This window comes from Mesotoga sp. Brook.08.YT.4.2.5.2., from assembly GCF_003351125.1.
In the GTDB taxonomy this organism is placed as follows: Bacteria; Thermotogota; Thermotogae; order Petrotogales; family Kosmotogaceae; genus Mesotoga.
This window is the reverse complement of record NZ_JPGZ01000033.1, coordinates 36301-60306: the sequence shown is the minus strand read 5'-3', so window position 1 is coordinate 60306 and position 24006 is coordinate 36301. Positions and strand designations below refer to the sequence as shown.

The 24006-nt window shown below is 43.2% G+C and carries 21 protein-coding genes; 14 read left to right on the top strand and 7 right to left on the bottom strand.

Annotated elements, in window-relative coordinates; genetic code table 11:
- Positions 1–107 precede the first annotated feature (107 nt).
- Positions 108–542 (bottom strand): four helix bundle protein, encoded by a 435-nt coding sequence (locus Q502_RS08915; RefSeq protein ID WP_243392377.1) that lies wholly within the window; start codon positions 540–542, stop codon positions 108–110.
- A 110-nt stretch (positions 543–652) separates the two neighbouring features.
- Here Q502_RS08915 and Q502_RS08910 point away from each other — a divergent pair, with 110 nt between their 5' ends.
- The 3 genes from Q502_RS08910 (at position 653) to Q502_RS08900 (ending at position 3380) form a co-directional block, all read left to right on the top strand.
- Entirely contained in the window at positions 653–895 is a 243-nt protein-coding gene (locus Q502_RS08910; RefSeq protein ID WP_099830336.1) for a hypothetical protein, read from the top strand.
- Positions 896–1304: 409 nt separating this feature from the next.
- Complete coding sequence (locus tag Q502_RS08905) at positions 1305–2780, top strand: hypothetical protein (protein ID WP_099830335.1); 1476 nt, start codon at positions 1305–1307, stop codon at positions 2778–2780.
- A 234-nt stretch (positions 2781–3014) separates the two neighbouring features.
- Positions 3015–3380, top strand: a complete 366-nt coding sequence (locus tag Q502_RS08900) for a hypothetical protein (RefSeq protein ID WP_099830334.1) — start codon at positions 3015–3017, stop codon at positions 3378–3380.
- Between the two features lie 62 nt (positions 3381–3442).
- On the opposite strand, the gene Q502_RS08895 is transcribed toward Q502_RS08900, so the two are convergent.
- Genes Q502_RS08895 through Q502_RS08870 form a run of 6 tightly spaced genes read right to left on the bottom strand, consistent with a single transcriptional unit; the run spans position 3443 to position 11757 of the window.
- Positions 3443–4318 carry an AbiJ-NTD4 domain-containing protein gene (locus tag Q502_RS08895; protein WP_099830333.1) on the bottom strand — a complete coding sequence of 292 codons (876 nt, stop codon included), beginning with the start codon at positions 4316–4318 and terminating at the stop codon, positions 3443–3445.
- A 33-nt stretch (positions 4319–4351) separates the two neighbouring features.
- Entirely contained in the window at positions 4352–5074 is a 723-nt protein-coding gene (locus tag Q502_RS08890) for a M48 family metallopeptidase (protein WP_099830332.1), read from the bottom strand.
- Positions 5074–8193 carry a type I restriction endonuclease subunit R gene (locus Q502_RS08885; protein WP_099830331.1) on the bottom strand — a complete coding sequence of 1040 codons (3120 nt, stop codon included), beginning with the start codon at positions 8191–8193 and terminating at the stop codon, positions 5074–5076. The genes Q502_RS08890 and Q502_RS08885 overlap by 1 nt, the downstream gene beginning before the upstream one ends.
- Positions 8194–8209: 16 nt before the next feature.
- Positions 8210–9616 carry a restriction endonuclease subunit S gene (locus tag Q502_RS08880; RefSeq protein WP_099830330.1) on the bottom strand — a complete coding sequence of 469 codons (1407 nt, stop codon included), beginning with the start codon at positions 9614–9616 and terminating at the stop codon, positions 8210–8212.
- Between the two features lie 9 nt (positions 9617–9625).
- The gene (locus Q502_RS08875; protein WP_099830329.1) at positions 9626–11179 is read right to left on the bottom strand and encodes a type I restriction-modification system subunit M; all 1554 of its coding nucleotides are present in this window, start codon (positions 11177–11179) and stop codon (positions 9626–9628) included.
- Entirely contained in the window at positions 11176–11757 is a 582-nt protein-coding gene (locus Q502_RS08870; protein WP_099830328.1) for a restriction endonuclease subunit S, read from the bottom strand. Before Q502_RS08870 ends, Q502_RS08875 begins: the two co-directional genes overlap by 4 nt.
- Before the next feature lie 603 nt (positions 11758–12360).
- Here Q502_RS08870 and Q502_RS08865 point away from each other — a divergent pair.
- The 11 genes from Q502_RS08865 to Q502_RS08815 all read left to right on the top strand — a co-directional run bounded on the left by Q502_RS08865 (position 12361) and on the right by Q502_RS08815 (position 24004).
- Positions 12361–13164 carry a hypothetical protein gene (locus Q502_RS08865; RefSeq protein WP_099830327.1) on the top strand — a complete coding sequence of 268 codons (804 nt, stop codon included), beginning with the start codon at positions 12361–12363 and terminating at the stop codon, positions 13162–13164.
- Between the two features lie 12 nt (positions 13165–13176).
- The gene (locus Q502_RS08860) at positions 13177–14331 is read left to right on the top strand and encodes a nucleotidyltransferase (RefSeq protein ID WP_099830326.1); all 1155 of its coding nucleotides are present in this window, start codon (positions 13177–13179) and stop codon (positions 14329–14331) included.
- Positions 14328–14807 carry a hypothetical protein gene (locus Q502_RS08855; RefSeq protein WP_099830325.1) on the top strand — a complete coding sequence of 160 codons (480 nt, stop codon included), beginning with the start codon at positions 14328–14330 and terminating at the stop codon, positions 14805–14807. The genes Q502_RS08860 and Q502_RS08855 overlap by 4 nt, the downstream gene beginning before the upstream one ends.
- Before the next feature lie 143 nt (positions 14808–14950).
- Positions 14951–15805 (top strand): hypothetical protein, encoded by an 855-nt coding sequence (locus Q502_RS08850; protein ID WP_099830324.1) that lies wholly within the window; start codon positions 14951–14953, stop codon positions 15803–15805.
- Positions 15806–16074: 269 nt separating this feature from the next.
- Positions 16075–16284 (top strand): hypothetical protein, encoded by a 210-nt coding sequence (locus tag Q502_RS14720; RefSeq protein ID WP_243392376.1) that lies wholly within the window; start codon positions 16075–16077, stop codon positions 16282–16284.
- Positions 16285–16880: 596 nt separating this feature from the next.
- On the top strand, positions 16881–17735 hold the full coding sequence (locus Q502_RS08840) for a hypothetical protein (protein WP_146024490.1): 855 nt from the start codon (positions 16881–16883) through the stop codon (positions 17733–17735).
- Between the two features lie 575 nt (positions 17736–18310).
- Complete coding sequence (locus Q502_RS08835; RefSeq protein WP_099830321.1) at positions 18311–19555, top strand: ABC transporter substrate-binding protein; 1245 nt, start codon at positions 18311–18313, stop codon at positions 19553–19555.
- A gap of 55 nt (positions 19556–19610) precedes the next feature.
- The gene (locus Q502_RS08830) at positions 19611–20489 is read left to right on the top strand and encodes a carbohydrate ABC transporter permease (protein WP_099830320.1); all 879 of its coding nucleotides are present in this window, start codon (positions 19611–19613) and stop codon (positions 20487–20489) included.
- Positions 20490–20499: 10 nt separating this feature from the next.
- Positions 20500–21324, top strand: a complete 825-nt coding sequence (locus Q502_RS08825; protein WP_099830319.1) for a carbohydrate ABC transporter permease — start codon at positions 20500–20502, stop codon at positions 21322–21324.
- A 15-nt stretch (positions 21325–21339) separates the two neighbouring features.
- Positions 21340–22368: a LacI family DNA-binding transcriptional regulator gene (locus Q502_RS08820; protein ID WP_099830318.1), complete on the top strand. Its 1029-nt coding sequence runs from the start codon at positions 21340–21342 to the stop codon at positions 22366–22368.
- 4 nt (positions 22369–22372) lie between these two features.
- Complete coding sequence (locus Q502_RS08815) at positions 22373–24004, top strand: DUF4185 domain-containing protein (protein WP_243392375.1); 1632 nt, start codon at positions 22373–22375, stop codon at positions 24002–24004.
- Positions 24005–24006: the final 2 nt, after the last annotated feature.

The following is a 24006-nucleotide window of genomic DNA, read 5'->3' as shown; positions in this document are numbered from 1 at the left end:
ATCTGAAGTCGAGACTGTGATGGGAAACCTCATAACTCTGAAGGTGATCCCTTCAAATTATGCGGTTGACTACGCGGCAGTGATCGATACCCAGAAGAATGAGTTGTTTAATCTGATCTAGAACCGTCCATCGTCCAAACCCGAGGACCCGTCCGGCGTCCTTGGCTCCGGGTGGCTGAGCCACCCGGGTTCTTCAGTCTGGAGATCAACCTGTTAAGCATCTTATGGAGTCTGTTCGCCTGATCCTTTATCTGACTGAAAGTCTCTTCATCTATATATCCAAACATCTTCGAGAGTTCGAGCTGTGTCATTGCTTCTCTGAGATAACCCTTTGCCAGGAAGAGAAACTGCACAAACTCCTTCTTGTACTGACGGCCTGATCCTTCGGCGATATTAGAGGGAACGGAGATAACGGCTCTCCTAAGCTGGGAAGAAAGGCCGAATTTCTCGAAGTCAGGGAAAGTGGAGACAATCTGATAAACGTCGTAGGCAAACTTCATACTAAGCTTATAGACATCTAGATTCTGATAAGAATCGGCCATTAAGACCACCTCCAGAGAAATGATAGCTCAAAGATGCTCTCAGTGTCTATCCAAGGACGAGGGACGGGTTCACGATCCTGGACGAAGGACGAAATCAACAGGAGGTAGTTATGGATTTCATACGACAATTGATTTCTCTAATAACCGTCTTCGCAAGTTATGTGGAGAGTCCCGGCAACGGGGCTGAGAAGAAAGAGAAAGTGAAACAGATGATAAAGGACGCGCTTCCGGATGAAGAATGGAAGATCGATCCAGAATTCTTCGACTTCATCCTGGACGTCTTGATTGACCTAGTCGTCATGTTCCTGAACAAGGGCCTTTGGAAGACGGCGATGAAGGTGTTGGTGAATTAAGAAGCTTCACATCGAAAAATATTTTCATATGGACAGATTCCGCTTCCCCAAGTGGCCACTAATGGCTAATCAAGTTCAGATGAAAGGTTTTTTCTATGAGCCCCAGATTTCCGGGGCTCTTTGCAGTTATTTTCGCTCGTTATCAGGCCTTTCATGACTTTCTGGATTTCTTAATTATGAACTGATGCTTATGAATAAACTACAAGGAGTAAGCATGAAGCAGTTGTCATGACTAATAACTTGGAAGACTGGCTAATACTTATTCTGCTATAGTAAGTCAGTTTGGTTGAATTTGGTTTTTACTGTAACAATGATTATAATAATTTGGGAAGTGTGCGGCTTTCATTAGTACTTGTTTGGGTATCAGTACCAAAAGCGGTATTAGAGATTGTTGTTCCTGAGGTGAAGTATGGGTTACCCAATAACAAGTTACACAATCATCAAAAATCTATCCCGTCAGAGAAAAACGGGTCAGAAGGAACTTGAATATAGATACGTTAGGGAAGCTCTCCGAGATTTCAAGCTTTTTGCTTTCATTCTGTTCGATCCGGAAATAGATGCAGAGTTTGGAGCGTTTTTGGGAAACATCTTCGAATCTCTCGATAGAAGAAGTGGCAAAGATCTTCTTTTCTTTGCTCTTGTGGATCCACCGGAGAACTGGATGAAGAAAGCAGCTGCAAGAGAATATTACTCAGCAATTCAGCAGTATGACGCAGTCGGTGTATTTGAGAAAGACAATACTATCAGAACCAAAGAAGCTTCCAGAACAGTTAAGCTTATCTGTAGCACCCTTGGTTTAGATTACAATGATCTTCCACTGATTGTTGTTACGGAAGACTTCGCTTACAGATCTTTTCGAGCCATTAAGACAAGTACTCAATCAATCAAATCACAGCTGATTAATCTTGGCTTGATTGCCAGCATGGACTGTCAGGAAAGGAAGAGGCTCCGATTAATAGATGAAGGCTTTAAAGAAGAGAAAGTAGTGATTGACTGGAAGAGAGAATTCAAATCTCTTGCTGATTTGTTGAACGGTCTAGTTAGTTGCCTAGCAGCGGTTAACTGTCAGAATTATCATGTAAGGAAACAGGCTCAAACAGAGACTGTCAGTCTTTTGCACTCAGGGTTTGCACAGCTTGACCGGATAAAACAAGGGCTAAGCAGAAATCCTAGTAATGAAAAGAACTTTGTCAGGACTATCGAGGATTTATCTATAAGTATCTCCAATGCAATATCAACTCTATGCTCTTATACAGATGAGTCCCAAACAGTGGCAATCGATGAGACTTACCTTGATTGGCAGTCTTCTCTTTGGCTCCATAATGCGCAGAGAGTTAAGGATTTCTTTCAGAGCGGCGCATGTATATTTTTGGACTCAGCTTACCCTGATTTGAGTACTCAATTTAAGCCTGAATACACCCCTGTTTTAATGCCATTCGCGAAAGTGTTCGAGAACGAGATCAGGCTATCGATAGTTCAGTGGCTGAGAACACTCCTGGATAATCCGATAGAAATGCCCACGTTTTTCAACAAGCTGTGTACGGAACCGGGGGTAAGCGGAGTACATACGTTTGGAAGAAGAGCTGTCAATTTCAATACTAAATATTGTGGAGCGTGGAGACCGCCAGAATTAGGAAAGACAAGATTATCATTCGTTCACAGAGTTACACATGAAGCAAGAATACCCCCGCACTTCACAAGAGTGGAACTGAATGTTCTTAGCGAGGAGTGGGAGATAATTCTAGAAGAAAGAAATAGGGCTGCCCACACCAACTTGATTGTCATAGAAGACGTATCTAGGATGGAAACAAGCTTAAATAGGCTTTCGAGCAAAAGTGTGTTCCAAAGCTTCGCACAGCTGAAGAAAGATCTTTCTGGGCAGTGAGAATGCTCTAAATGACTATATCGGGAGATGGCATCTGAATCAGCTAGAAATCGGAGGTAATTAGAATGGAGGAAAAGTCGGCGATTAGTTCTGAAAATGGCGTTTTTACGAATGCAGAAGACGTTCGGACGGAGTATAGTTCATTGATCGCATATCACAATGACATAGTAACGCACACAGATTCAGCTTGTTGGGGATTTTTGTTATGCAGTCGGTCTTTTTGTTAGAGAATCGATGGGGCTTAAAGAATCAGCATTGCTGTTAGCCATTACCATTGGTATGTATTTTGCAGAAAGGCGCAACAGAGTTCTTTTCACACAAATGAGCAAGAGGGCAATGGAAATTGAGAGACTTCACTGGAATCTCAACAGAAGGGATAGTCAAGATTTGTCATTGCCCCTATTCTCTAGGTTTCGCATAAACGAATTACCGGAGGAAATAAAGAAGTCTCTTCCAGAATCTTTGAAGGAGGAGATGAAAAAAACTAAGAACCGCTCTCTTAAGCGGATAACTTCTTCCCACTCAAGGGGTCTTGATTTAGTTTATGGAAGCATAGCGCTGTACGCAATATTTAGCATTGTGCAGGCACTCCTGCCCTGAAACCGTTCAAGCCAAGTCATTCTTAAGTAGAAATGCAAACGAAGAAAAAACTGCGAAAATAGTTAAGATGTTGTTATTCCCGCTTTGTCAGCTTTCACAATGAGATAATTGACAGATGCAGAGCAAGAGACCAGCATGAAGCGTGCGTCTTCTTGAAATACCTCACTCTTACCATCTGTGAAGGCGTGCCTTATACCTTGTTCATCACTTGTATATCCGTATAGATTGAGCAATCCTGATTTTAGGGCCTTATGAAACGGGACTAACCCCTTTTTGTCTATGGATTCTAGTGCTTCGCCAAGAGTTGCTTTCGGATTACCACAGATGATTTTGCAAAGAGATTCTACAGCACTTATTGATTCCTTTATCGAATTCCGATAGTCAGGATCATGCTTTCTGGAGAAGAATTCCAGAGAAGTTTGGAGATGCTTCTTAACACCGTTCAGTAGATCTGCTAGGCATATTGCACTTTCTATCTCTTCGATCTCTGCATCATCTACTATTGGAGTTACACAGGTGTCAATAATCCTGTATCCCGACAGATTGCTTTCAAGAACGTTATTCAACTTGTTCTTAAAAGCCCTAAGATGGAACTTGTAGCGGGAATCTTTGGCAATCCAGTCAAGCATGAACTCTATGAGATCATATACTTCATGCCACTCGAGCCTGTAGAAGAGTTTTTTGAGAGACACAAGGTAATTAGTGCTGTCTCTTGGCATTTCATCAAGTGGCAACTTAAAGAACGACTTCCAGAGTTCAGTGAATAATTTTTCGTCTGATGAACTCATGACTAAGTATTCGTAATGAGTATAAAGAACCCCAGTAAACTCGGCATATACTTCGTTCCACAAGGCATTTCGCAAATCGTCATCCATGGAATCGGTCTGAATATCTACCTTTGGTTGCTTGTACCCATATCTTTCAGAGAATGGTTTCATTTTTCACCTCTCCAGTCTTTCAAAATCTGTATTTCACACTCCCAGAACAACCTCATAGTCAAGAATCTTCTTTCGCTCTTTCCAGCCGGGCATGTGTGTACTCAAGAACTCGTAAAATTCTCTATTGTGCCCCGCATAGATGAAATGCACTAGTTCATGGAGCATTACGTATTCTATACAGGGTTTCTTGGCTTTGTAGAGATAATAGTTCATCGTAATGATTCCCTTCTTTCTGTTGCAGCTTCCCCAGAGTGTTTTCATCTTTCTGACCTTTATTGTGGGCCTTTGGTATCCATACTTACCGATTATTGGGTAGAGCTTATCAAGTAGACTTTCATAGAGGCACTTCTGCTTTTTCCTTATCCAGACCTCAAGTTGTTTTGAGAGCGTTTCCTCATCCTTTGGATCTGGTGTGTAAATGAAGAGCTTCGCGTCTTCCAGAATTACATTCTTCTGCCAGGATTCTCGAACGATAATCATGATTTGCTCTCCTAGAATCCTTACAGTGACCCCGCTCTTTATAAAATTCAGTTTATCGTTAGCATTACTCTCTCTGAAAAAGCCTAGTTTACCTTCAATCCATTCTCGTTTCTTCTCTACAAACTTCTCGATCCACTCAAGGGATACCCCGTGAGGCGCCGAAACTGAAACCTCTTCGTTGGGGAAGACTTTCAGTCTCACGTTTCTCATCTGACGTCTTGTAACGGCAACTTCTATTTCTTTGTTGTTATTGAGCTTCAAAGTTATCATTTCCATCAGTACCTCTTCTTTGCTACGATAAGTAGTTTGTCTAGAATAAGATCTACGATATCCGTTGAAATCTTTAATCCATGCGCTTCAATGAAATCGAAGATTAGATCGTCGAGTTCCGCCATGATCCTCTTGTGCACTGTTACATTGTCACGCCAATCAATTTTCGTATTTCCGGTTATTGCCCGTTTTATTCCCTGGGAGAGAATGGCAATATCCTCTTCGATTGCTTCGTTCGCTTTTAGTCCTGAGTGCTCCTGTAACTCATGTAGCACTGTACTGTAGAAGGCTTTCGAGTCGCTGTCGTTGTCTATCCGTGCAGGATATGACTTTCCAGATCGACCTTCTCGGAGATCTTCGGCCAGCTTCTCCATATTTGCGAGGTATTTCTCAGTGTTCCTTTCTTCTTCGTATCTGCGAATTGTCTCTTTTATTCTCTCCGAGAACTCCATGTATATTGCTGGGTCATCGTGTTCTCTCGAGCTTATCTCCGCTATCATTCTGGTCTTTATGGCATCGGCTTTTGACTTGCTGTCAGCAAGCGATTTGAGTTGCTCATCCATTTTCGCTTTGTACATTATGTCAAGCGGTTCCTGTACAGTCCAGGCATCATTTGCCATCACGTATTTGTTCAAAAGGTTCTTGATCTTGTCGTCGTATTCCTTTGTGCTCATTTCTCCACTATCATCATGAATTAAACTGACGGAATTTCTAAGTTTAGTGAAGAAGAGCAGCTCACGCCTATACTCCTCTGCTTTCTCTACTCCGACGAAGTTGAAGAACTCGTAACTCGAAAAGAGAAGATCGACCATCTTTGAGTACTCTTTGAGCCTTTCGTAGAATTCTTTCCGGAGATCGTCTTTCTCAAGACATTCCTGCCAAACGATAGTCCGTCTCTCATCAATTGGGATAGAAGGAAAAAGATTGAGAAGGTTATCTCTCACTCTAAGCAGTTCTCTGCTGTTTTCCTGAGGCCCGCTCAGGACATCTCTTATATCGTCCTTATCGAACTGATTCATCCCTGACTTTTCATCTGAATAGAGGTCTAGCGCACCGTGAAGCTTCTTGAAGATTCCATAGTAATCGACGATGAGCCCGAAGTCCTTCCCAGGATAGACACGGTTAACCCTTGCAATTGCCTGCAAGAGGTTGTGATCCCGCATGGGTTTGTCAACGTAAAGAACAGCCGCTATTGGGGCGTCGAAACCCGTAAGAAGTTTATCTTTCACAATGATGAGCTCAATATCATTGTCTTCTCTGTTGAAGGTGGTTCTTACGTATTCTTCGTATGTCTCCGAATCACCGTGAAGGGGGATCACGATTTTGCTGAAGAAGCTATTTATTTTCTCTCTGCTCGAGTTCGAAAGATCATCGTCATCGCCCTCCCTGGTATCCGATGGGCTTATTACTACCGCTGAGTTGAGATCTCCGAGACTTTCGAGTTCGTGATACATATCGATCGCAGAAGCTCTGGAGGAGCAAGTCAGTATCGCCTTGAAGCCTTTTGGCCGACAATAGTGTATGAAGTGTTCGTACACGTTCACTGCAACCATTTCCAACCTCTTTGTTGTATGTGAGAGATGGAAGAATGTACTGTACTTCTTCTTGAGTTTCTCTTTCTCTTCTTCGCTAAGTGGGGCGGTGACGTATTTGAGAATCTCATCAATCTTCGCGTTAGAAATTCCCTGAGGTATTATTCTTCCTTCATACACAAGCGGAACAGTAACCCCATCGCTGATTGCGTCCTCCATCGTGTAAGAATCTATGAGGGGTCCGAATTTGTCATAGGTGTTCTTCTTTTCCTCTTTGATTAGTGGTGTTCCCGTGAAGGCGAGTTTTACTGCATTCGGAAGCACCACGTTCATATATGTATTCAGTCTCCCGTAGTGGCTTCTATGACCTTCGTCGATAATCAGAAATATGTTCTTGTTTTCTTTCCTGAAGTTCATCTTTATGGCTGTCTCGAATTTGTTAACTATGGTAGTAACTACAGTCTTTCCGTCGTCCTTTATGAGAGATACCAGACCACGGCCCGTAGTTGCCCTTGTCGGATGCATCTTCGTGTTGCTGAAGTTTTCAAGTATCTGCTTGTCGAGGTTCTTCCTGTCAGTAACGAGTATGAAACGTGGATTCTCGAAATCTTTGTCACGCTGGATCATTTTGACGAGCATAATCATGCTTATAGTCTTTCCCGAGCCCTGCGTATGCCAGAGCACCCCGTTTTTTGTTCCCTTGCCGTCCTTCATTTTGATCCTGTCCATGCATTTCTTGACTGCGAAGAACTGCTTGTACCTCGCTATCTTCTTTATATTGGCGTCGTATATAATGAAGCTTCTGGTAAGCTCCAGCAACCTTTCTCTTGACAGAAGAGAAACTGCTGCTCTGTCTTGCTCTACTATCTTTCCATCAGGGGAGCATTTCTTGCAGAGTTCTTCCTGCCAGTCCTTCTGCTCTTCCTTCCATCTGCTGAAGTGCTTTTCGGCTGTTCCACATGTGCCATACAAAAACTCGTTCGAATTGGTTGCTATTACAATTTGAGCGAACTTAAATAGGTGGGGTATGTAATCAGGGTGCCAGTTTCTGATGTTCTGTCTTACTCCCTCGATTACATCTACACTTGACTTCTTACATTCTATAACTACAAGGGGGATACCGTTGACAAGAAGCACAATATCCGGCCGTGCAAACTTGCCGTTTGGCCTCTCTACTTCGAACTCGTCAGTTACCTGCCAGATATTGTTTGCAGGGTTGTCGAAGTCGATGTACTTGATATCGAAAGACTGCATCGCTCCGTCTGGAAGAGTCTGCTCCAGGCTTTTTCCCATGCAGAGAAGATCATATATGACTTTACTAGTCATCATTAGGCCGTTGGTGATGGGAGCGTCTAGCTCTCTAATAGCCTTGCCTATGGACTCACTTGAAAAATGTAGCTTCTCCCCCTTGTAATCAAAGATCTGTCTTCCGAGAAACTTGACCAGTTCGTCTTCAAAAATGACCTTAGTCTTGCTTCCGCGTTTCTCTTCGGCCACGGCCCTTGGAACGTATTCATATCCCAGCTTCTGGAGGAGCTTTATCATCCTCTCCTGGCTCTCCGGTCTTTCGTTGAAGATTCTGTGGTCAAGCATGAGCTCACCCCCGGCTTCAGTTCTCTGCATTAACCCTTACAATACCTGTTAGAAGTAGCTGCATGAGTGATTTTTTCTTTAGCTCCCATTGTTCGAGGTCTTTGTTCAGTAGATCAATCTCTGTGTCAGCGGTTGAGAGAATTTCGGCGATTCTAATTTGCTCAGCTATTTCCGGCAAACATATGGATAGAGATCTGAAATCTGTCTTATTGAATTTCGGTTGAGCTGAAGTACCTTTGATCTGGCTCAGTTGTGACTGACCAATAGAACTCGAAAGAAAGTAGTAAACCCAGTAATCATCTTGATTTGTTCTCAGTAGAATCGCATTAGGACCCAAAGTCATTGGAAGCTTCAAGCTTGGCGCCCTAAACACAAAACCGCAACGCGCTCCTACATTTGCTATTATGATATCGCCCGGTTTAAGTACTGATTTTCTCAAGAATTGATATGAATACATATCAACATACACAAACTCACCTTTGTAGTCATTGCTATGATCTTCCAATCTGAGAAGCACTGCATAATCTTGCTTTCTCAGATATTTGACGTTAGCTCTTAATGAAGCAAAACTTCCGTTTGCCACAAAATCGGTTAATGTAGAAATTATTCTTGACATTTGGAAAACCTGCCATTCCTCAGGAATAATACCAAGAATGCCATTTCTGTCGTATCCCTGAGGAACTTTCCCCCTTCTTATCTGCTCGATTCGTTTCTTGAGTTCTTCGTATGGGGTCCCGTTTTCAATATCCTTGACGCGGATCATTCCTGTTAGCAGCGTCTGCATGAGCCACTTCTTTACCTTTTTCTTATCTTCTATCAGCTTCTTCTTCAGGTCGATAACCCTGTCGCAAGTTGACAAAATCTCTGCTATTCGGTTTTGCTCATTAGTTTCGCAGAGTGGAAGACAGAAGTTCTGTACTAGACTTTGATTTATATTTGGCTGTGCAGCTCCCGCGGAGATCTTGACAAACGCTTCTCTATTAAACGTGATTTGATAGAAAATATACTCAGTATCATATGATGAAGACGGAAAGATGCAGCAACATGCTTGATTTGTAGTCGAGTTTTCATCTAGTATAGAAGCTTTACCAATTGTTGCTCCATACATAGCAAGGATTATACTCCTCTTGGGAAAGACAGGCATTCCACACAGCGCTAATGCTTTAGGAGTTATCTTCTCTTCACTGTTACTAAGGTATTTTGTGAGAAGCTCTCCTGTTTTGAACCAGTTCAGATTTCCACCCTGATAGAATTCGGAATGTCTGTCCCTATCAGGTGTCTTGCCACTCTTTGTTTTTGCGAAGTCTTTGATTTTGTTCAATGACCACGATTCAGGAAAAATTCTACCACCGATTCTTTTATACCCCTCAGGCACCTCTCCCCGCCTGATTTGCTCTATCCGCCTTTTAATATCATCCCTCATTGCAGCCACCTATAAGCCCAGCGCTTTGAGATATTCGTCCATTTTCTTCTGCACTTCTTCAAGCTCGACATTTATTTCTCTTATGTTCTTCTGTACCGCTTCTATGTCAATGAACTCTTCTTGCTCGAAGGTATCAACGTAGCGGGGGATGTTGAGGTTGTAGTCGTTTTCCTTTATCTCTTCGAGAGTGGCAATGTGAGCAAACTTCGGGATGTCGTTTCTATCAAAGTAGGCCTTCGCTATCTCTTCAATATGCTTTTCTTTCAGGGTGTTCTTGTTCTTGGCCTTCTCGTAGTGGTCTTCTCCTGAGGCGTCGATGAAGATTACGTCGTTCCTGTCTCTGTTCTTCTTGAATACCATTATGCAAGCCGGAATCGATGTTCCGAAGAAGAGATTTGAAGGTAGCCCAATAACGGCATCCAGAAGGTTATTCTTGATCACCTGTTTCCTAATTCGCCCCTCTGAAGAGCCTCTGAATAGAACTCCATGAGGAGCAACTGCGGCTATCCTTCCCCGCTCGGACATGCTGTGAATCATGTGAAGCAGGAAGGCCCAATCACCTTTGCTGGCGGGAGGCACTCCCCAGTCGAAACGGTGATACTTGTCGCGTGCGGCTTCCATTGAGAACTTCTTCCCGTTTCCAGCGTTCTCACCGCCCGGATTGAAGCCCGAGGCCCACTTATCTTTCGAGAAGGGCATATTTGCAACGATGACATCGAAGAGCATAAGGTTACCGTTTTCGTCCAGATGGAGCGGATTGGCAAGAGTATCGCCCCAGGCGATCTTTGCGTCCAGGATCCTGTGTATATACATGTTCATCTTCGCCATCGAGAGGCTCGATCCATTGAGTTCCTGCCCGTAGATCTGGACCTTGTCCATTTCCGTTCCGGCTCTCTTTGCCGCGTGAATCAGTAAAGAGCCTGAACCGCATGTGGGATCGTATATCCTGTCATTAGGTTTTGGTTCAACAAGACGAGCCATTAGTTCAGAGACCGCCGTAGGAGTGAAGAAGCTTCCTGCCTTTTTTCCGGCTCTGCTGGCAAATTCGCCGATCATGTATTCATATGCGTCGCCTATGACATCTGCGGGAATTTGACTGGGTTTTGTCTCTATCTGTGAAGGGCGTAGATCGAGGTTTACAAAATCATCTAACAGTTCTCTCAGTATGGCGTTTCTATGAGGCTTGTTTCCCAGAAGACTCTCACTGTTGAAGTCTATGCTTCTGAAAACACCGTTGAGCTGCTCGAAGTTTTTATCTTCTATACCTCTCAAACAGGCGTTGATTAATTGGCCAAGGTCATCGCTGTTCTTGTTTTTGTAGAGGTAATCGAACTTGTGCTCATCGTCCATGACAACCGGAAGCCTTTTTAGTTGACGTTCTAGTCTTACATCGTCGTCATAATTGCTTTTGAGTTCTTCCAGTAACTCCGTGTGAGTATCGCTAAGATACTTCACAAAGAGAATCGAAAGAACGAAGTCTTTGTAGTTGGCCGCATCGATCGTGTCCCTGAAGGTGTCTGCTCCTCTCCATAATACGTTTTCGATGTCTTTTCTAGTCGTCATCTGCCTCTCCCCTCACTTAGTGCTCTGATATATATAGATTTTATGTGATCGCTTTCTTTTTCCGAAAGCCTCGAGAGCAAGTCCCGCTTTTGCTTGTTCAGAAACCAGAGTTCTCCAAGGATCTCCTGAGTCTTCAAATCCGGCAAGGGGATCAAGAACTCATTCAGCTCCTTCTTGCTTACCGAGTGCATTGTCATTCCTCTTTCCGTATAGTGTTTCAGAGCCTCTAGCCCTCTAAGCTCTAGATATCCAGCAAGAAATACTGGTACAACGCTTTGATGACAGCGAATAATCAACATGTTGCTTGAAACAACTACGTTGGAGACTTCACCCGTGACTAACGTTACAAAGTTAGGACTGACTCTCTTTATTAGTAAATCGTCCCGATGGACTAGGTTATGATCTCCGACCTCCGTTTCAAGGTTTACGGGTTCAAGCCTATCGAAGTCGTTCGAATCATCCAGATCAGCTGGGTTCACTATGTGATAAGTGAATTCCCCCGTCTTCTTACCTCTAGCCTCATTTATACCGATTATTACATCGGCGATTTCCTCGAGTTTTCTCTCAGTTATCCTCATTTGTAGCTCCCAAATAGAAACGAAATCGACGTAAGTTTTCAGCATGGATCAACGTAATCTATTATCGCTAATTTCTTACGCTCTCGGAGGTTGCACCAATCGACGCTCATCAGGCCCCTTTTGACAGAATCCTTTGTTAAAAATTTTTTACGGATTGACACTCATCAGAAAACAACCGACTGAGTGCTAAAATGAACTGATAGGTCTCAGGAAGCGACTGCCAATCTGTTATTAGTATAGCACAATCTAACTATGACTGAAGCAATATATAAATTGTAAGTATCTTACGACAATTCATCGCTTGACAAACTGTGTAAATAGTAGTATCATTCTTAATAGAAATCCTAGAGCTGGGGCTCCAGGATTTGAGAAACGAGTTTCGTGCAAATAAAACTGTCACTACAAGTGTACTGGATATCCTTCTCCAAATCACTCTCTTTCCACACACTTCTCCAGACTCAAATGAATCTCACCAGCATGAGACTCCTGAATAGGGAGTGGTTCAGACCAAGTAAACGTTTGAATATTGCTGAATAGGACCTAGATGTTTCGAGAGACTTTGAGTTTCCTGAAAAGAGTATTCTTTTCAAAGGAGGACTGTTGATGGCTGGTTTCATTGTAAAGATGTCGGTGCTGTTTCTCGTTTTTTTTGTTCTGTCGCTAATGTCAGGAATCCTGATGAATTTATTGCTCACTGCATTGATTTCGGGATTAATCTCGTTCGCCTTGACCTGGTTTCTTGGTCTCGAGAATTTCGTGTTTCGTTCGATCTTGATCATTCTTAGGTGCTTACTCAAAAAAGAGGTTAGGCTCTCTATCTCATATCTGTTTAGAATTAAGATTGATGACAGATACCTTCTTGTTCAAGGGAATAGAATCAACAAGCAATTTCAGCCAGTCGGAGGCGTCATTAAATATTACCCTGGAGCTACCTCAACGTTCACGAAGATGAACGCAAAAGACGATAATTGCATGCCAATTGATCAAGATAGCAAAGACGATCTGAGGATTCGAATTCCGGGATGGAAACTAAGGTATTTTCTTAAGTGGTTTTATGGCAGGGAAGATAGGGAGGTTACCGTTGAAAGAGAATTCCGCGAGGAGCTTCTCGAGTCTGGGATTCTTCCAAAGGAGCCTTTTCGGATATTGAAATTTCGGTATCTGAGGACAATAATGCTATACAAACCAAAGAAAATGTCAAAACTGAATCCCAAATCCAATGAATTCCTGTTGGCTGAAATATATGAGTTCCTACCTACAGATGAACAAGAAATCGCATTGAGAAGTACTATGAGCAACGAGAAAGATCATTATAAATGGTGTTCAGAGAATGAGATTGAGTCAGAGGGTGTAGAAATCAATTCACAAAGCGCCAAGATTTCGGAAAATAGCCTATGGATTCTGTGAGGAGTGATGAGTGTGCTGTATGAAGCTTATTTTGTTACTTCAAAACCTGTAATGGATGAATTACTCCAACGTATTGGAAATGAACTACAACTGCCGCAAACAAAAAGAGAAAAGGCAAGTCAGACCTATGATGCAATTTTCAATTTCCTTGATAGTGATGAAGATCTATTTCAGGGGAACGATATCGATGTCTTTCCGCAAGGCTCCTACAAAATAGGCACTACTGTAAAACCTTTGTCTGGTGAGGAGTATGATCTTGACATTGTGTTGAAGATAAAACAAATATGGCATTCCGATTTGAGCCCAAACGTTTTGCTTGATAAGCTTTACAGGAAATTCAGGGATAGTGATAGATACGCCAACATGGTAGAGAAAAAGCGAAGATGTGTTCGCATCAAGTATGTTGATGACTTTCATATGGACATTCTACCTGCTTACCCACTTGCGAATATTGAGTCAGAAAGACTGCGAGTTCCGGATAAGCAACTCAATCATTGGGTGCCATCTGCTCCAAGGCTATATGCAAAGTGGTTTGAAGATCGATGCATTAAACTGCAGAGAAAGATTATTGAGGTAGCTCAGCAGGAACCACTTCCTCACGACCTTCCGTTTGAAGTCAAACCCACTCTCAAACGTTCAGTACAACTCATAAAGAGACGAAGAGATTTCTATTTCTCAACGAAAAATGATGAAGCGCCTAGGAGTATAATTCTGACAACCTTGGCTGGTATGTACTATCAGGATAAGGGCTCTTTGTTTGATGATATGGGCCATATTCTTGACTCAATTCTTTCCAATGTGTGCAGTCTGCAGTCTCCTCCCGCTGTTTTTAATCCTATAGAAAACGGAGAAAACTTTGCAGAATCTTGGAAGGCTAATTCTGCTGAATTCAGGGCCTTTAAGGAATTTGTCTCTGATTTCGCGAATCGGTGGAAAACCCTTAGCTCTATTAGGGGAATCAATGATATATCTAGACATCTTGAAGAGATGTTTGGTGAGACTGAGACAAAAGAAGCTTTGACCAAATACTCTGAAGACATTCAGGCACTTAGGGAAGCGGAGCGTCTGACTATGGGAAACGCAACAGGTAATCTCAGTAGTGTGGGGGATTCTGAGCTGAATTCAACTACTGTGAGGAAGAATACATTCTTTGGAGAGAGCAGGTGAAGAAGAACATACTGAAACCCTTGACAATTATGGAGCAATACAGCCACCTGAAACAAACATTCCCAGGGTTCAAATGTATAGCTAAATGCGGTGAACTGAGAATAAGCGGGCAAATATCTCCCACAACGATTTCATCAACGTACACATTCACATTGAACTATCGTCTCCAATCACGCCCTAGAGTCCGAATTACTAAACCACAACTGGAGAAATCGGATGGGAGAAATCCTCCTCATTTGTTCTCTGATGGATCGCTCTGCCTATATTATCCGAAACACTATGAATGGAAACCAACTATGCTTATTGGTGAGACAATAATCCCCTGGACATCCCTATGGCTTTTCTATTATGAAGTCTGGATTGCTACAGGTACATGGTTTGGCAAGGGAGTACATCCAACTTCAAATAAGAAGAGAGACCGTACTCCCTTAAAGACCAAAGCCTTCCGTACCATAAGACCGGGTAGGTTTTCATGAAATACGGTTATCTAGTAACTGGTTTAAGCGTTCCAGAAGGCAGCAAAGACCACAAGAGCACCTATATTATGCGTAGTGGTCGCAAAGTAACACAGCATTATCTTCGAGCTTCTCGGAAAGCCCTCAAAGCGATAGGATGTTTATTGAAGACAGTTCTTGTTGTCGATGAGCAAGGTAACCCTTTTTTGGGTAACGAAACTCATTCAAGACGTCATGTGATTGTCTTTGGTGATGGCGAGGAATCGGACAACCTTTCTGAAAGGATCGCCGATGCATTCCAGGGAGCATTTCTACTCTCGATGGGTTCTCTACCTCACGAAGAGCCTTTTTACTTACTCAAGTTCCCTCTGAACTTAATAAACACTAAGAGCATTCTGCATCTTCAATCTCTTATGCGATATCATACGGTGAATATTGAGTACTTTGATCCGTTAAGCTTCGAGACAATTATGCATAACAGTCTGGCTATTGGCGAAGACAGACTCAGAAATGTCTTTCGTTTGGTACCGGTTTTGGTCTCCAGTGAAAAGCTTCTTCTGAGCGCGGGTTTCCTTGCAATGAGCCACAGAGACTTCTGTATGCCGAGAGGTACAGAAATACTGAGTGATCCTGATTTCGTGCCGCCCACCAGATTTGAGAAATGTGCCTTTGAAAATGCTCTTCATAATGCCTATAAGTCAGTTGAGGCGATAATTGGAGATCCACCAAAAAATGAAAAGAAGTTCCTTGGAAAGTTTGTAAATGCAGGGATTGATCCACTTAAGAAGATGAAGAAGTACGATAGTGGTACTGGGGATTTCGTTGAAAGGTCTTATTATGAGCTTGTAAGAAAGTTCAATAAGCTAAGGGATGACTATTCGGCCCACGGATCAACCAATCTTGAAAATAGAAAGATTACGATTATAGAATTGTGGAGTTATCAATCCCTCGCATGGAACATTTTCTGGACTGCCCTTGAGTTTCAGCAAAGAAAATTGAAGGAAGGCAATCCAACATAACCAAAGTACATGATCGTCTCTATGTTGGCTCTGAAGCGGATTGCTTCCATTCCAGACCGGGATGGGCTGTAGTTCATGCCTGCAAGCATCCATGTCACGTCATTGCAGTTGGGTACAAAGGTTCACTACCAAAGAACCACCCCAATTACCTGAGTCTTGAGAGAGGAGCTAATCTCTATCTGAACATCGTTGATCCAGATATTCCTCTTTTCATGCCACAGACCTTTGTTGATTTCATGAACTTCGCCAAGAAGCATTATAGCGAAGGCATGAATCTATTGATTCACTGCAACCTTGGTGAATCAAGAGCTCCCTCTCTGGCACTGCTTTTCATGGCTAAGGGTCTGCACGTGATCTCCGATAGAAGTTATGAAGAAGCACGAAAGGAGTTTCAGCTGATCTATCCCGAATACATGCCCGGCTTGGGTATCTCCACATATTTCACCGATAACTGGAACGAACTGGGAAAAGAAACCTGATTAATGCAAATTGCGTGGAGTTATCAGTAAGTGGTATGGGATGTTATGAGTGAAAGATCTCAACACAGCTATGTATGCTCCAATTTGATCGATAGTATATGTGATTCGCGAAATTGGTATGTGGCATCTGCTAATAAACATTCGAGACAATTCTGGACTAAGAAATAGAACCTCTTGAAATGGTGATTGTCAGTCGGGAAAGCAGCCATTTCGGCAGTATACTTACGTGAGGAGGTGAAAAAACGGCGGACAAGACGAAATTCGAAAGATTCAAGAAGTGGTTTACTGAGCAGAGGGAATATCTAAGCATAGTTAGAGACCCGGATTATCAAGGTTCCCCAGACAGGATTCTTCTGACAATAATTGGAATAAGCAGAAAGAATCTGAAACCGTATACTGAAGATCTTTTCTCTCTTTTTAGAGATAATCAGGAATTCTCAGAACTAGTTAATGGCATTCAGGCTTACCTTGAGTTCCAGGATATTCTGGACATCTCTATTAATGCTCAACTGGATTTCAAACCAAGGACCGCTGCTGAGATCCTGCGAATGCATGTATGGAACAGGCATTACTGCTTCCATGAGAGTCTCTTGTATTTGCGCGACAGCATATCGTCATGGCTGGACGGGAATATGCTCGCTTCCTTGGCATTGTTGAGACCATTTCTGGAGCTTTCTGTCTTGCACATATACCGACATGTAACTGCTGACAAGAATGGGCACGAAAAGCATCTCGAGTGGGTTCATGGAAAGAAGAACAAACCTAACTTTCATGCAATGGTTGACTTGAGTATAGAACACATGGCAGCGGCAGAATTCTGCAATACTGAAAGGCTGAATCTGTTGAAAGAATCACTTAAAAAGGCATTCAAAAGCCTCTGCGCTTACAATCACTCTCCTCAACTCGACGAAAGCATTTCGACTATGAACAAAGGAAATCTCTCGATCTCAGCTGAAAGTGTTCTCTTCTACCTGGCTGTGGCCAGTTCTGTCCTTAGGCAGGTAATTTTCCTGTTCGTTCTGGCGTACCCTACTTCATTGTTTCCGGTAGACAAGTACAGGAAGTGGGGTGTAAGTCCACCCGTAGGTCTCTATTTTGATGAGTATAACTATGCCGCAATTAGAGAGTTCTTAGGGGCAGAAAACATTGAAACGCTTAAGCTTCAGCTTGAGAATTGTGATGACGTTGTTGATCTCATGAGCTTCTACAATTCTTGCGAAGATCTTCCAGAGGAAACACTTAACGAGCTATGGGCAGACTTCTGCGAGCAAACCAAAATGCAAATGAACACAGGCATAACGGACAGAAAGGCGCGGATTCTCCTCTCAAAGGCTGTGATAAGAGCATTAAATTGGGGATCAAGTTACACAGAGAAAGATATCGAGGGAAGGATGAACAACGACACTCTGGAATCCCTTATGGCCTCCTGGAGCAAACTGAAAGATTGGTGAGACCGTCTCTCTTCTTCGGATTGTCAACACAGTTATTTCTATGTTTATTTTCTAGAAGTCACTGTAGAATCCGGATGTGAGTTTTCGTCTTCATACAGTGAGTGTTATCTTTCATGTTGCGTATGAAAGACTCCTGTTACTCCTCTCGGTGTTTTGGGTTGAAATGTTCTTTTCTGGGTCGCTAGCTATTAAACACTGGTTAGGTAACAGGGAATTTCAAGAGGTTGACATCTGTCTTTTCCTGCATCAAGGGATCTTCAACGACGTGATAAAACTGTCTGCAACGATTTCTGAGTGTTTAAGTGGTCTGCAGAGAATGCTGTAACTAAGTTCTTGCTTTCAGTAAATTACTGGCGGCTAATGGAGCAATAGATCAACTGGGTGCCTAGGTTGGTTGTATTTCGTCCAGTCTGTGAATAATCGACTGTAGTAAGACTTTGTTGAAACAGTGGTTTCTTGTTATGATATATCGTAAACGTTTACGTATTATCCAGAAAGCAATAGCAGACTATTAGTGATATCTATGTCCCAAACGTTTACTGAGAATATCTTCGAGCTGAAAAGGAGGGGTCAAAGTGAAAAAGTTCTTGTTACTGTTTCTAGTTTCTGCGCTTCTTGTTGTTACTGCGGTATCTGCAGAGATCACTTTTTGGAAGTTTACTGACACATACGCAGATGCTACAATTCAGAGATTTGTTGATCTCTGGAATGAAGAAAACCCGGACAAGAAAGTGGTATTTGAGACTTTCCCCTGGGGAGACTACACTGGGACTAAACTCACCACTGCCTTTGCAACTGGCGAAGGACCTGATGTTTTCTTCATAAGTCCAGGTGATTTTCTCAGATACGTCAATGCTGGAATTGCTCTGCCGCTCAGTGAATACTTGACTGCAGATATCATTTCGGACTTCTTGCCCGAGACGATTGAGGCTGTAACTGTTGGAGGGGAAATATATGCCCTTCCACTTGAAATGGAGCCAGTAGCTTTGTTTTACAACAAGACTGCTTTCGAAGAGAAGGGGATCGCCCAGCCTCAAGATTGGGCGGAGTTGACGGAAATTGCAGCAAAACTTACAACTCCCAACCGCCACGGAATCATCGTTGAAGTTGTACCTGGCTACTATCAGAACTTCACATGGTATCCGTTCCTGTGGACTGCGGGTGGAGACGTCGTAGACGAAAACTGGGAGAAATCGACATTCGATTCAGAGGGCGCCGTTGCTGCTCTTGATCTTTGGGGATCATTTGTCAAAGAAGAGTTGGCTCCGTCCTCGCTTCCAGCTGGAGCAAATGATATTGGTATATTCGGAAACGGGCTTGCCGACATGATCGTCTGTGGATTCTGGGGCGTCAAGCAATTACAGACAGAATTCCCTGAATTCGACTTTGGAGTATTTCCAATTCCTCCTTACGAAAAGGGAGGAGAGAGCATCAGCGTATATGGTGGTTGGAAGATGATGCTAAATGCCAGAGGAGAGAACACAGACATAGCCGCCGAGTTTGCCAAATGGCTGGTAGCAGAGCAGATAGACTTCCCGCTTGACTGGTGCACAGTAACTAATAGTAAGTTCTCACCCAGATACTCTGTTCTCGATGCAGGAGAAGTGTTCTACAGTACTCCACCAAATGATGTATTTCTGGAGATTCTGAAGACGTCGAAGTCGGAGCCGACATTCACTCCGGAAATGGTTAAGGCCGTATCAGACGCTTTGCAAGCCGTTATGTTTGCAGGCATGGATCCCAAGGCTGCTGCAAAAGGGGCTTCTGCGGCTATCGATGCATATCTTAGTAGATACACAGGTGGAGTTCCCGGAAAGTAAGTGAATTTTCTTGGCCCGGGATTGAATCCCGGGCTGGTTTTTCGGGAGGATTGCTGTGAATAGAAAAAATCGGGAAAGACTGGTTGGATACACTTTTATAGGTCCAGACATAACTGGACTGATAATTTTCGCGATTGTCCCTGCTATTGTAGCTCTTGTAATAAGCTTCTTTTCTTGGAATGGCTTAAGTGATATGCTCTTTGTCGGTCTGGACAATTACAGGACAATGTTTCAAGACCCACAGTGGCGAAACAGTATCCTTGTGACTCTAAAGTACTCGGTCTTCTTTGTTCCGTTGAACTTCGTATTTGCTCTTCTCTTGGCAATGCTTGTTCAGAAGCCGGGGCCTGGAATAGGGCTTTTCAGGGCCATTTTCTTTGCGCCCACCGCCATGTCTATGGTTGCGGTTTCTTTCGTCTGGAAATACATGTTTCAGCCTTATGGTTTCGTCAACTACTTTCTGTCATTCTTTGGAATAACTAGACAACCACTTCTTGGCTCTATGTCTCAAGCTCTTTACAGCATTGCTGTGGTTAGTCTATACATGAGTGTTGGCTACTACATGGTAATCTTTCTTGCAGGCCTGAACGAGATTTCGAATGAATACTATGAAGCTGCTGAAATAGATGGTGCGTCAGGTGTACAGAAGTTCTTTAACATTACTCTTCCTCTGTTGAAACCAACTGTCGCTTTTGTTCTCGTAATGACTTTTTTGCAGAGCTTCCAGGTTTTCGATCAGATATACATCCTTACAGGGGGAGGTCCATTCTACAGTACTTCAACAGCGGCATTCTACATCTATTACACTGCTTTTAACATGTACCAGTTCGGTTACTCATCGGCTCAGGCTTTCACGCTATTTGCGATTCTTCTTGGAGTATCTTATTTCATGCTGAGAGCACTGAGAGGCGGTAACGTCTCCACAGGATCGTGAGGGGGTAATTATGAAGACCAGAAGAGTGAAGGGAATTCTGAGGTATTTTTTGCTAGTGATTCTAGCGATGTTCTTCCTCTTTCCAATCTATTGGATGTTCGTGAGTTCTCTGAAGTCACCTAGCGAGATCTTCGCTTTCCCGCCGAAACTAATCCCCGAGAACCCGGTGTGGTCAAACTATACAAAGGTATTTTCGCAAGTACCTTTCGCCAGATATATGCTAAACACTTTCTTTGTTGCCTCCGTTGTTACTATAGTTGCACTTCTTCTTCACTCAATGGCCGCATATTCACTGGCGAGACTCAATTATCGAGGCAGAAATTTTCTATTTATTCTTGTGATCAGTACTCTGATGATTCCGTTTTCTGCAATCCTAATCCCGCTGTTTCTTATTGTGAGAAACTTCGGCTGGATCGACTCTTACAGAGGGCTTATAATACCGGCTATTCCTCACGCTTTCGGGATTTTCTTTTTGAGGCAGTTCTATCTGGGGTTCCCTAGAGAACTGGAAGAAGCGGCAATAATTGACGGAAGCGGATTGGTGAGGGTTTTCTTCAAGATCGTACTGCCGCTCTCAAAGCCCGTGCTCTCAGCACTTGCGGTCTTCTTTTTCCTTGCAAACTGGAATTCATTCATGTGGCCGCTTGTGATAATTAATTCGCCGGAAATGAGGACAGTGCAACTGGGAATCGCCCAGTATGGTGGAGAGTATAATAATCCATGGGCTATTCAACTGGCTGCTTGCACGGTAGCTCTTATTCCCACTTTGATAGTATTTGTGGTATTGCAGAAACAGTTAATGCAGAGCATAAAAATGACCGGAATGAAACTCTGATTGGAGGAGGAATCGTTGGCGCGAAGGGTTACCATAAAAGCAATTGCCGAAGAACTGGGTGTCTCGGTAGCTTCTGTTTCAAGAGCTCTTAACGGGAAGGGTGAAGTTGGTCAGACTCTGGAGAAGAGAATTTTGCAGAAGGCAGATGAACTAGGATATATAGCCAACTATTCTGCCAGGAGCCTCAAGCATCAGAAGACAAATCTTATAGGCGTGCTGGTTCCGGACACATTCAACCCATTCTTTGCACATTTTGTGACAAAGATAGAAGAGCTTCTTTATGATTCTGGATATGAGATACTGCTTTCTACGACAAGGGAGTCTCTTGAGAAGGAACGTGAGTATCTTGAGATAATGGTCTCCAAGAACGTTACCGGTATCCTTGCAGCGCCTGTGGATAGAACCGGTAATGTTTCAATCTACAAGAGGGTGAAAGGGATGGATATCCCTATAGTCTTCTTTGATCGAAACGTTGAAGGGCTTGGTGTAAGTCAGGTGAATGTGGACAACAGAAGCGCAGTCTACATGATAGTTAGATACTTGTACCGTAAGGGTCATAGAAGAATTGCTTTTGTAGAGAGTGTTCCCAACACGTCAATGGGAGAAGAGAGATTAGCTGGCTACAGAGAGGCAATGAAGGATTTTGGTCTCAGTAAAGAATTCACCCTCGAAAGATTCGGATTATTCATAGAAAAGGATGTCAAGTCCCAAACTATTGAAATCCTCTCTCATAGACCAACGGCACTCATAACCGGTAACCTTGTCATAACAAAGGCTTTTCTTCAGGCATTGAAAACCCTTCGGGTAGAGATTCCACAAGAACTTTCGTTTGTTTCCTTTGACGACATTGAATGGCTTGAAGTAACGTCTCCGCCAATTACTGCATTCCGACAGCCTATCGAGTCCTTGGCGATGAACGCCGTGGCACTTTTGAAAAGAGAGATGAAGAACAATGAATCAAACTCTCAAATCGTAGTCGTCGAAGGTGAATTGATAATTCGTGATTCAGTTAATGATCTCTCTTCAGAAAAGCAAGGAGGTTGATTTCATGATAAGAGTAGCGGTACTCCTATTAAGCGTGGTGTTGATTTGCTCGTTTCTCCTTGCCACATCTCTTAAGGATGTTTCAGAACTGGAAATGGTAGCAAAGCTTACAGGCCCCAACGCAATCAACAACACGCTCAAGTATGACGTCTTCGGAACCGATCTTGGTCACAGTTTCAACGATGGTGAGATCACATTCTTTGTTTTTGGTGACACTTTTGGAATCAACAACACAAACTGGCGCAAGAATGTTATGGCATTCACCACCGACCAAGATCCAAGTGACGGTATCATTTTTGAAGGGTTCATAACAGGTGATGGAGGTTCGACATACGAATTTTCCGAAAACAAAATCAAACTCAATGTCGGAAAAGGAGCCGATTTATGGTCTAGTGTTGATCTCGCGCCGAAACTTCTGAAATCGCAGCTACCCGGAGGATGGTCAATAGAAACAAGAATCGAAAGCAACTCTGCTCCTGTTGGAGCAACGAATTTGTGTGGATTACTTTTCTTCAGCGGAATGCGGAGTTGGATTATGTGGGGCCATTTGGGCAACAAGAGAATGGAAGCTAGCGGAATCATCGGAGGAGAATTCGTTAAAATCGCTGAAGTGAATTCCTTATATCCATACCTGAGAATTGAAAACAGGTTATTCTCCAATGTTTACGTCTTCAGCTACAGCCAGGATGGAAAGAACTGGATTGAAGCGGGCACTTTCGATGACAAAGAGGGCTTTCTGAATTCGGCAAGGTATGGGATTGGCGCAAAAGAGTGGGGCACTTCCGACTATGAAGTGATCTTTGCGGATATTACCGAGAATTCTGTGAACTTTGCAGCGCAAGAGCTTCGCGAAGCCTTCTACTGGGGAGGACCAGAAGAATCTTCCGGAGCAGCAAAAGAACTGATTCATTCAATGCCCGGAAATATTACCGCGATTCCTACTAACGGAGTAGCGGTGAACTCCAAACTGTATATCCACTATATGATGGTCAACCGCTGGGGAGAACCGGGGAGATGGAACACGAGCTATTCTGGACTGGCGGTTTCAGAGAACGGCGGACAGACCTGGGAAATACTTGACTCAGTGAAATGGAGTTCGGAGAGTAACTTTGCCCAGGTAGGCATTGCGAAGGCATCCCAATGGCTAAAGATTCCTGATGGATGTGACGTGAACAGTGATACTTTATTCTTCTTTGGCATCCCTAGCGGAAGGTTCGGTGGAGTCAAATTAATGAAAGTGAATGGCGAAGAAATAGAGAAAATTGGTGCGTATGAATACTTCTCAGGCTTAGATAACTCAGGAATTCCTCAGTGGTCAGGAAAAGAAGAAGACGCAGCGATAATTATTGAGGCTCCAGTTGGCGAATGTTCTGCAATGTACAATCACTTCCTCGGGAAGTGGATAATAACTTATTTGAATGAGCACAGTCACGATCTTGAGATAAGAGAATCTGCCAATCCATGGGGGCCCTGGAGTAAACCATATCAGCTTGTTTCTTCCAGGGAGTATCCGGGCTTGTACGGGGCCTTTTTGAATCCTCTGTTAGTTGAAAACGAAGGAGAGTACATTTACTTCATTATGTCATTATGGATGCCATACAACGTCTATTTAATGAAAGCCAGATTAGTCAGATAGGA

What these genes read in the sequence shown, in the direction of transcription:
- Q502_RS08885 (WP_099830331.1), bottom strand. Translation starts at nt 8,193, where the DNA reads ATGCTTGACCACAGAATCTTCAACGAAAGACCGGAGAGCCAGGAGAGG.
- Q502_RS08825 (WP_099830319.1), top strand. Translation starts at nt 20,500, where the DNA reads ATGAAGACCAGAAGAGTGAAGGGAATTCTGAGGTATTTTTTGCTAGTG.
- Q502_RS08915 (WP_243392377.1), bottom strand. Translation starts at nt 542, where the DNA reads ATGGCCGATTCTTATCAGAATCTAGATGTCTATAAGCTTAGTATGAAG.
- Q502_RS08815 (WP_243392375.1), top strand. Translation starts at nt 22,373, where the DNA reads ATGATAAGAGTAGCGGTACTCCTATTAAGCGTGGTGTTGATTTGCTCG.
- Q502_RS08865 (WP_099830327.1), top strand. Translation starts at nt 12,361, where the DNA reads ATGGCTGGTTTCATTGTAAAGATGTCGGTGCTGTTTCTCGTTTTTTTT.
- Q502_RS08910 (WP_099830336.1), top strand. Translation starts at nt 653, where the DNA reads ATGGATTTCATACGACAATTGATTTCTCTAATAACCGTCTTCGCAAGT.
- Q502_RS08880 (WP_099830330.1), bottom strand. Translation starts at nt 9,616, where the DNA reads ATGAGGGATGATATTAAAAGGCGGATAGAGCAAATCAGGCGGGGAGAG.
- Q502_RS14720 (WP_243392376.1), top strand. Translation starts at nt 16,075, where the DNA reads ATGAATCTATTGATTCACTGCAACCTTGGTGAATCAAGAGCTCCCTCT.
- Q502_RS08905 (WP_099830335.1), top strand. Translation starts at nt 1,305, where the DNA reads ATGGGTTACCCAATAACAAGTTACACAATCATCAAAAATCTATCCCGT.
- Q502_RS08870 (WP_099830328.1), bottom strand. Translation starts at nt 11,757, where the DNA reads ATGAGGATAACTGAGAGAAAACTCGAGGAAATCGCCGATGTAATAATC.
- Q502_RS08875 (WP_099830329.1), bottom strand. Translation starts at nt 11,179, where the DNA reads ATGACGACTAGAAAAGACATCGAAAACGTATTATGGAGAGGAGCAGAC.
- Q502_RS08890 (WP_099830332.1), bottom strand. Translation starts at nt 5,074, where the DNA reads ATGGAAATGATAACTTTGAAGCTCAATAACAACAAAGAAATAGAAGTT.
- Q502_RS08895 (WP_099830333.1), bottom strand. Translation starts at nt 4,318, where the DNA reads ATGAAACCATTCTCTGAAAGATATGGGTACAAGCAACCAAAGGTAGAT.
- Q502_RS08900 (WP_099830334.1), top strand. Translation starts at nt 3,015, where the DNA reads ATGGGGCTTAAAGAATCAGCATTGCTGTTAGCCATTACCATTGGTATG.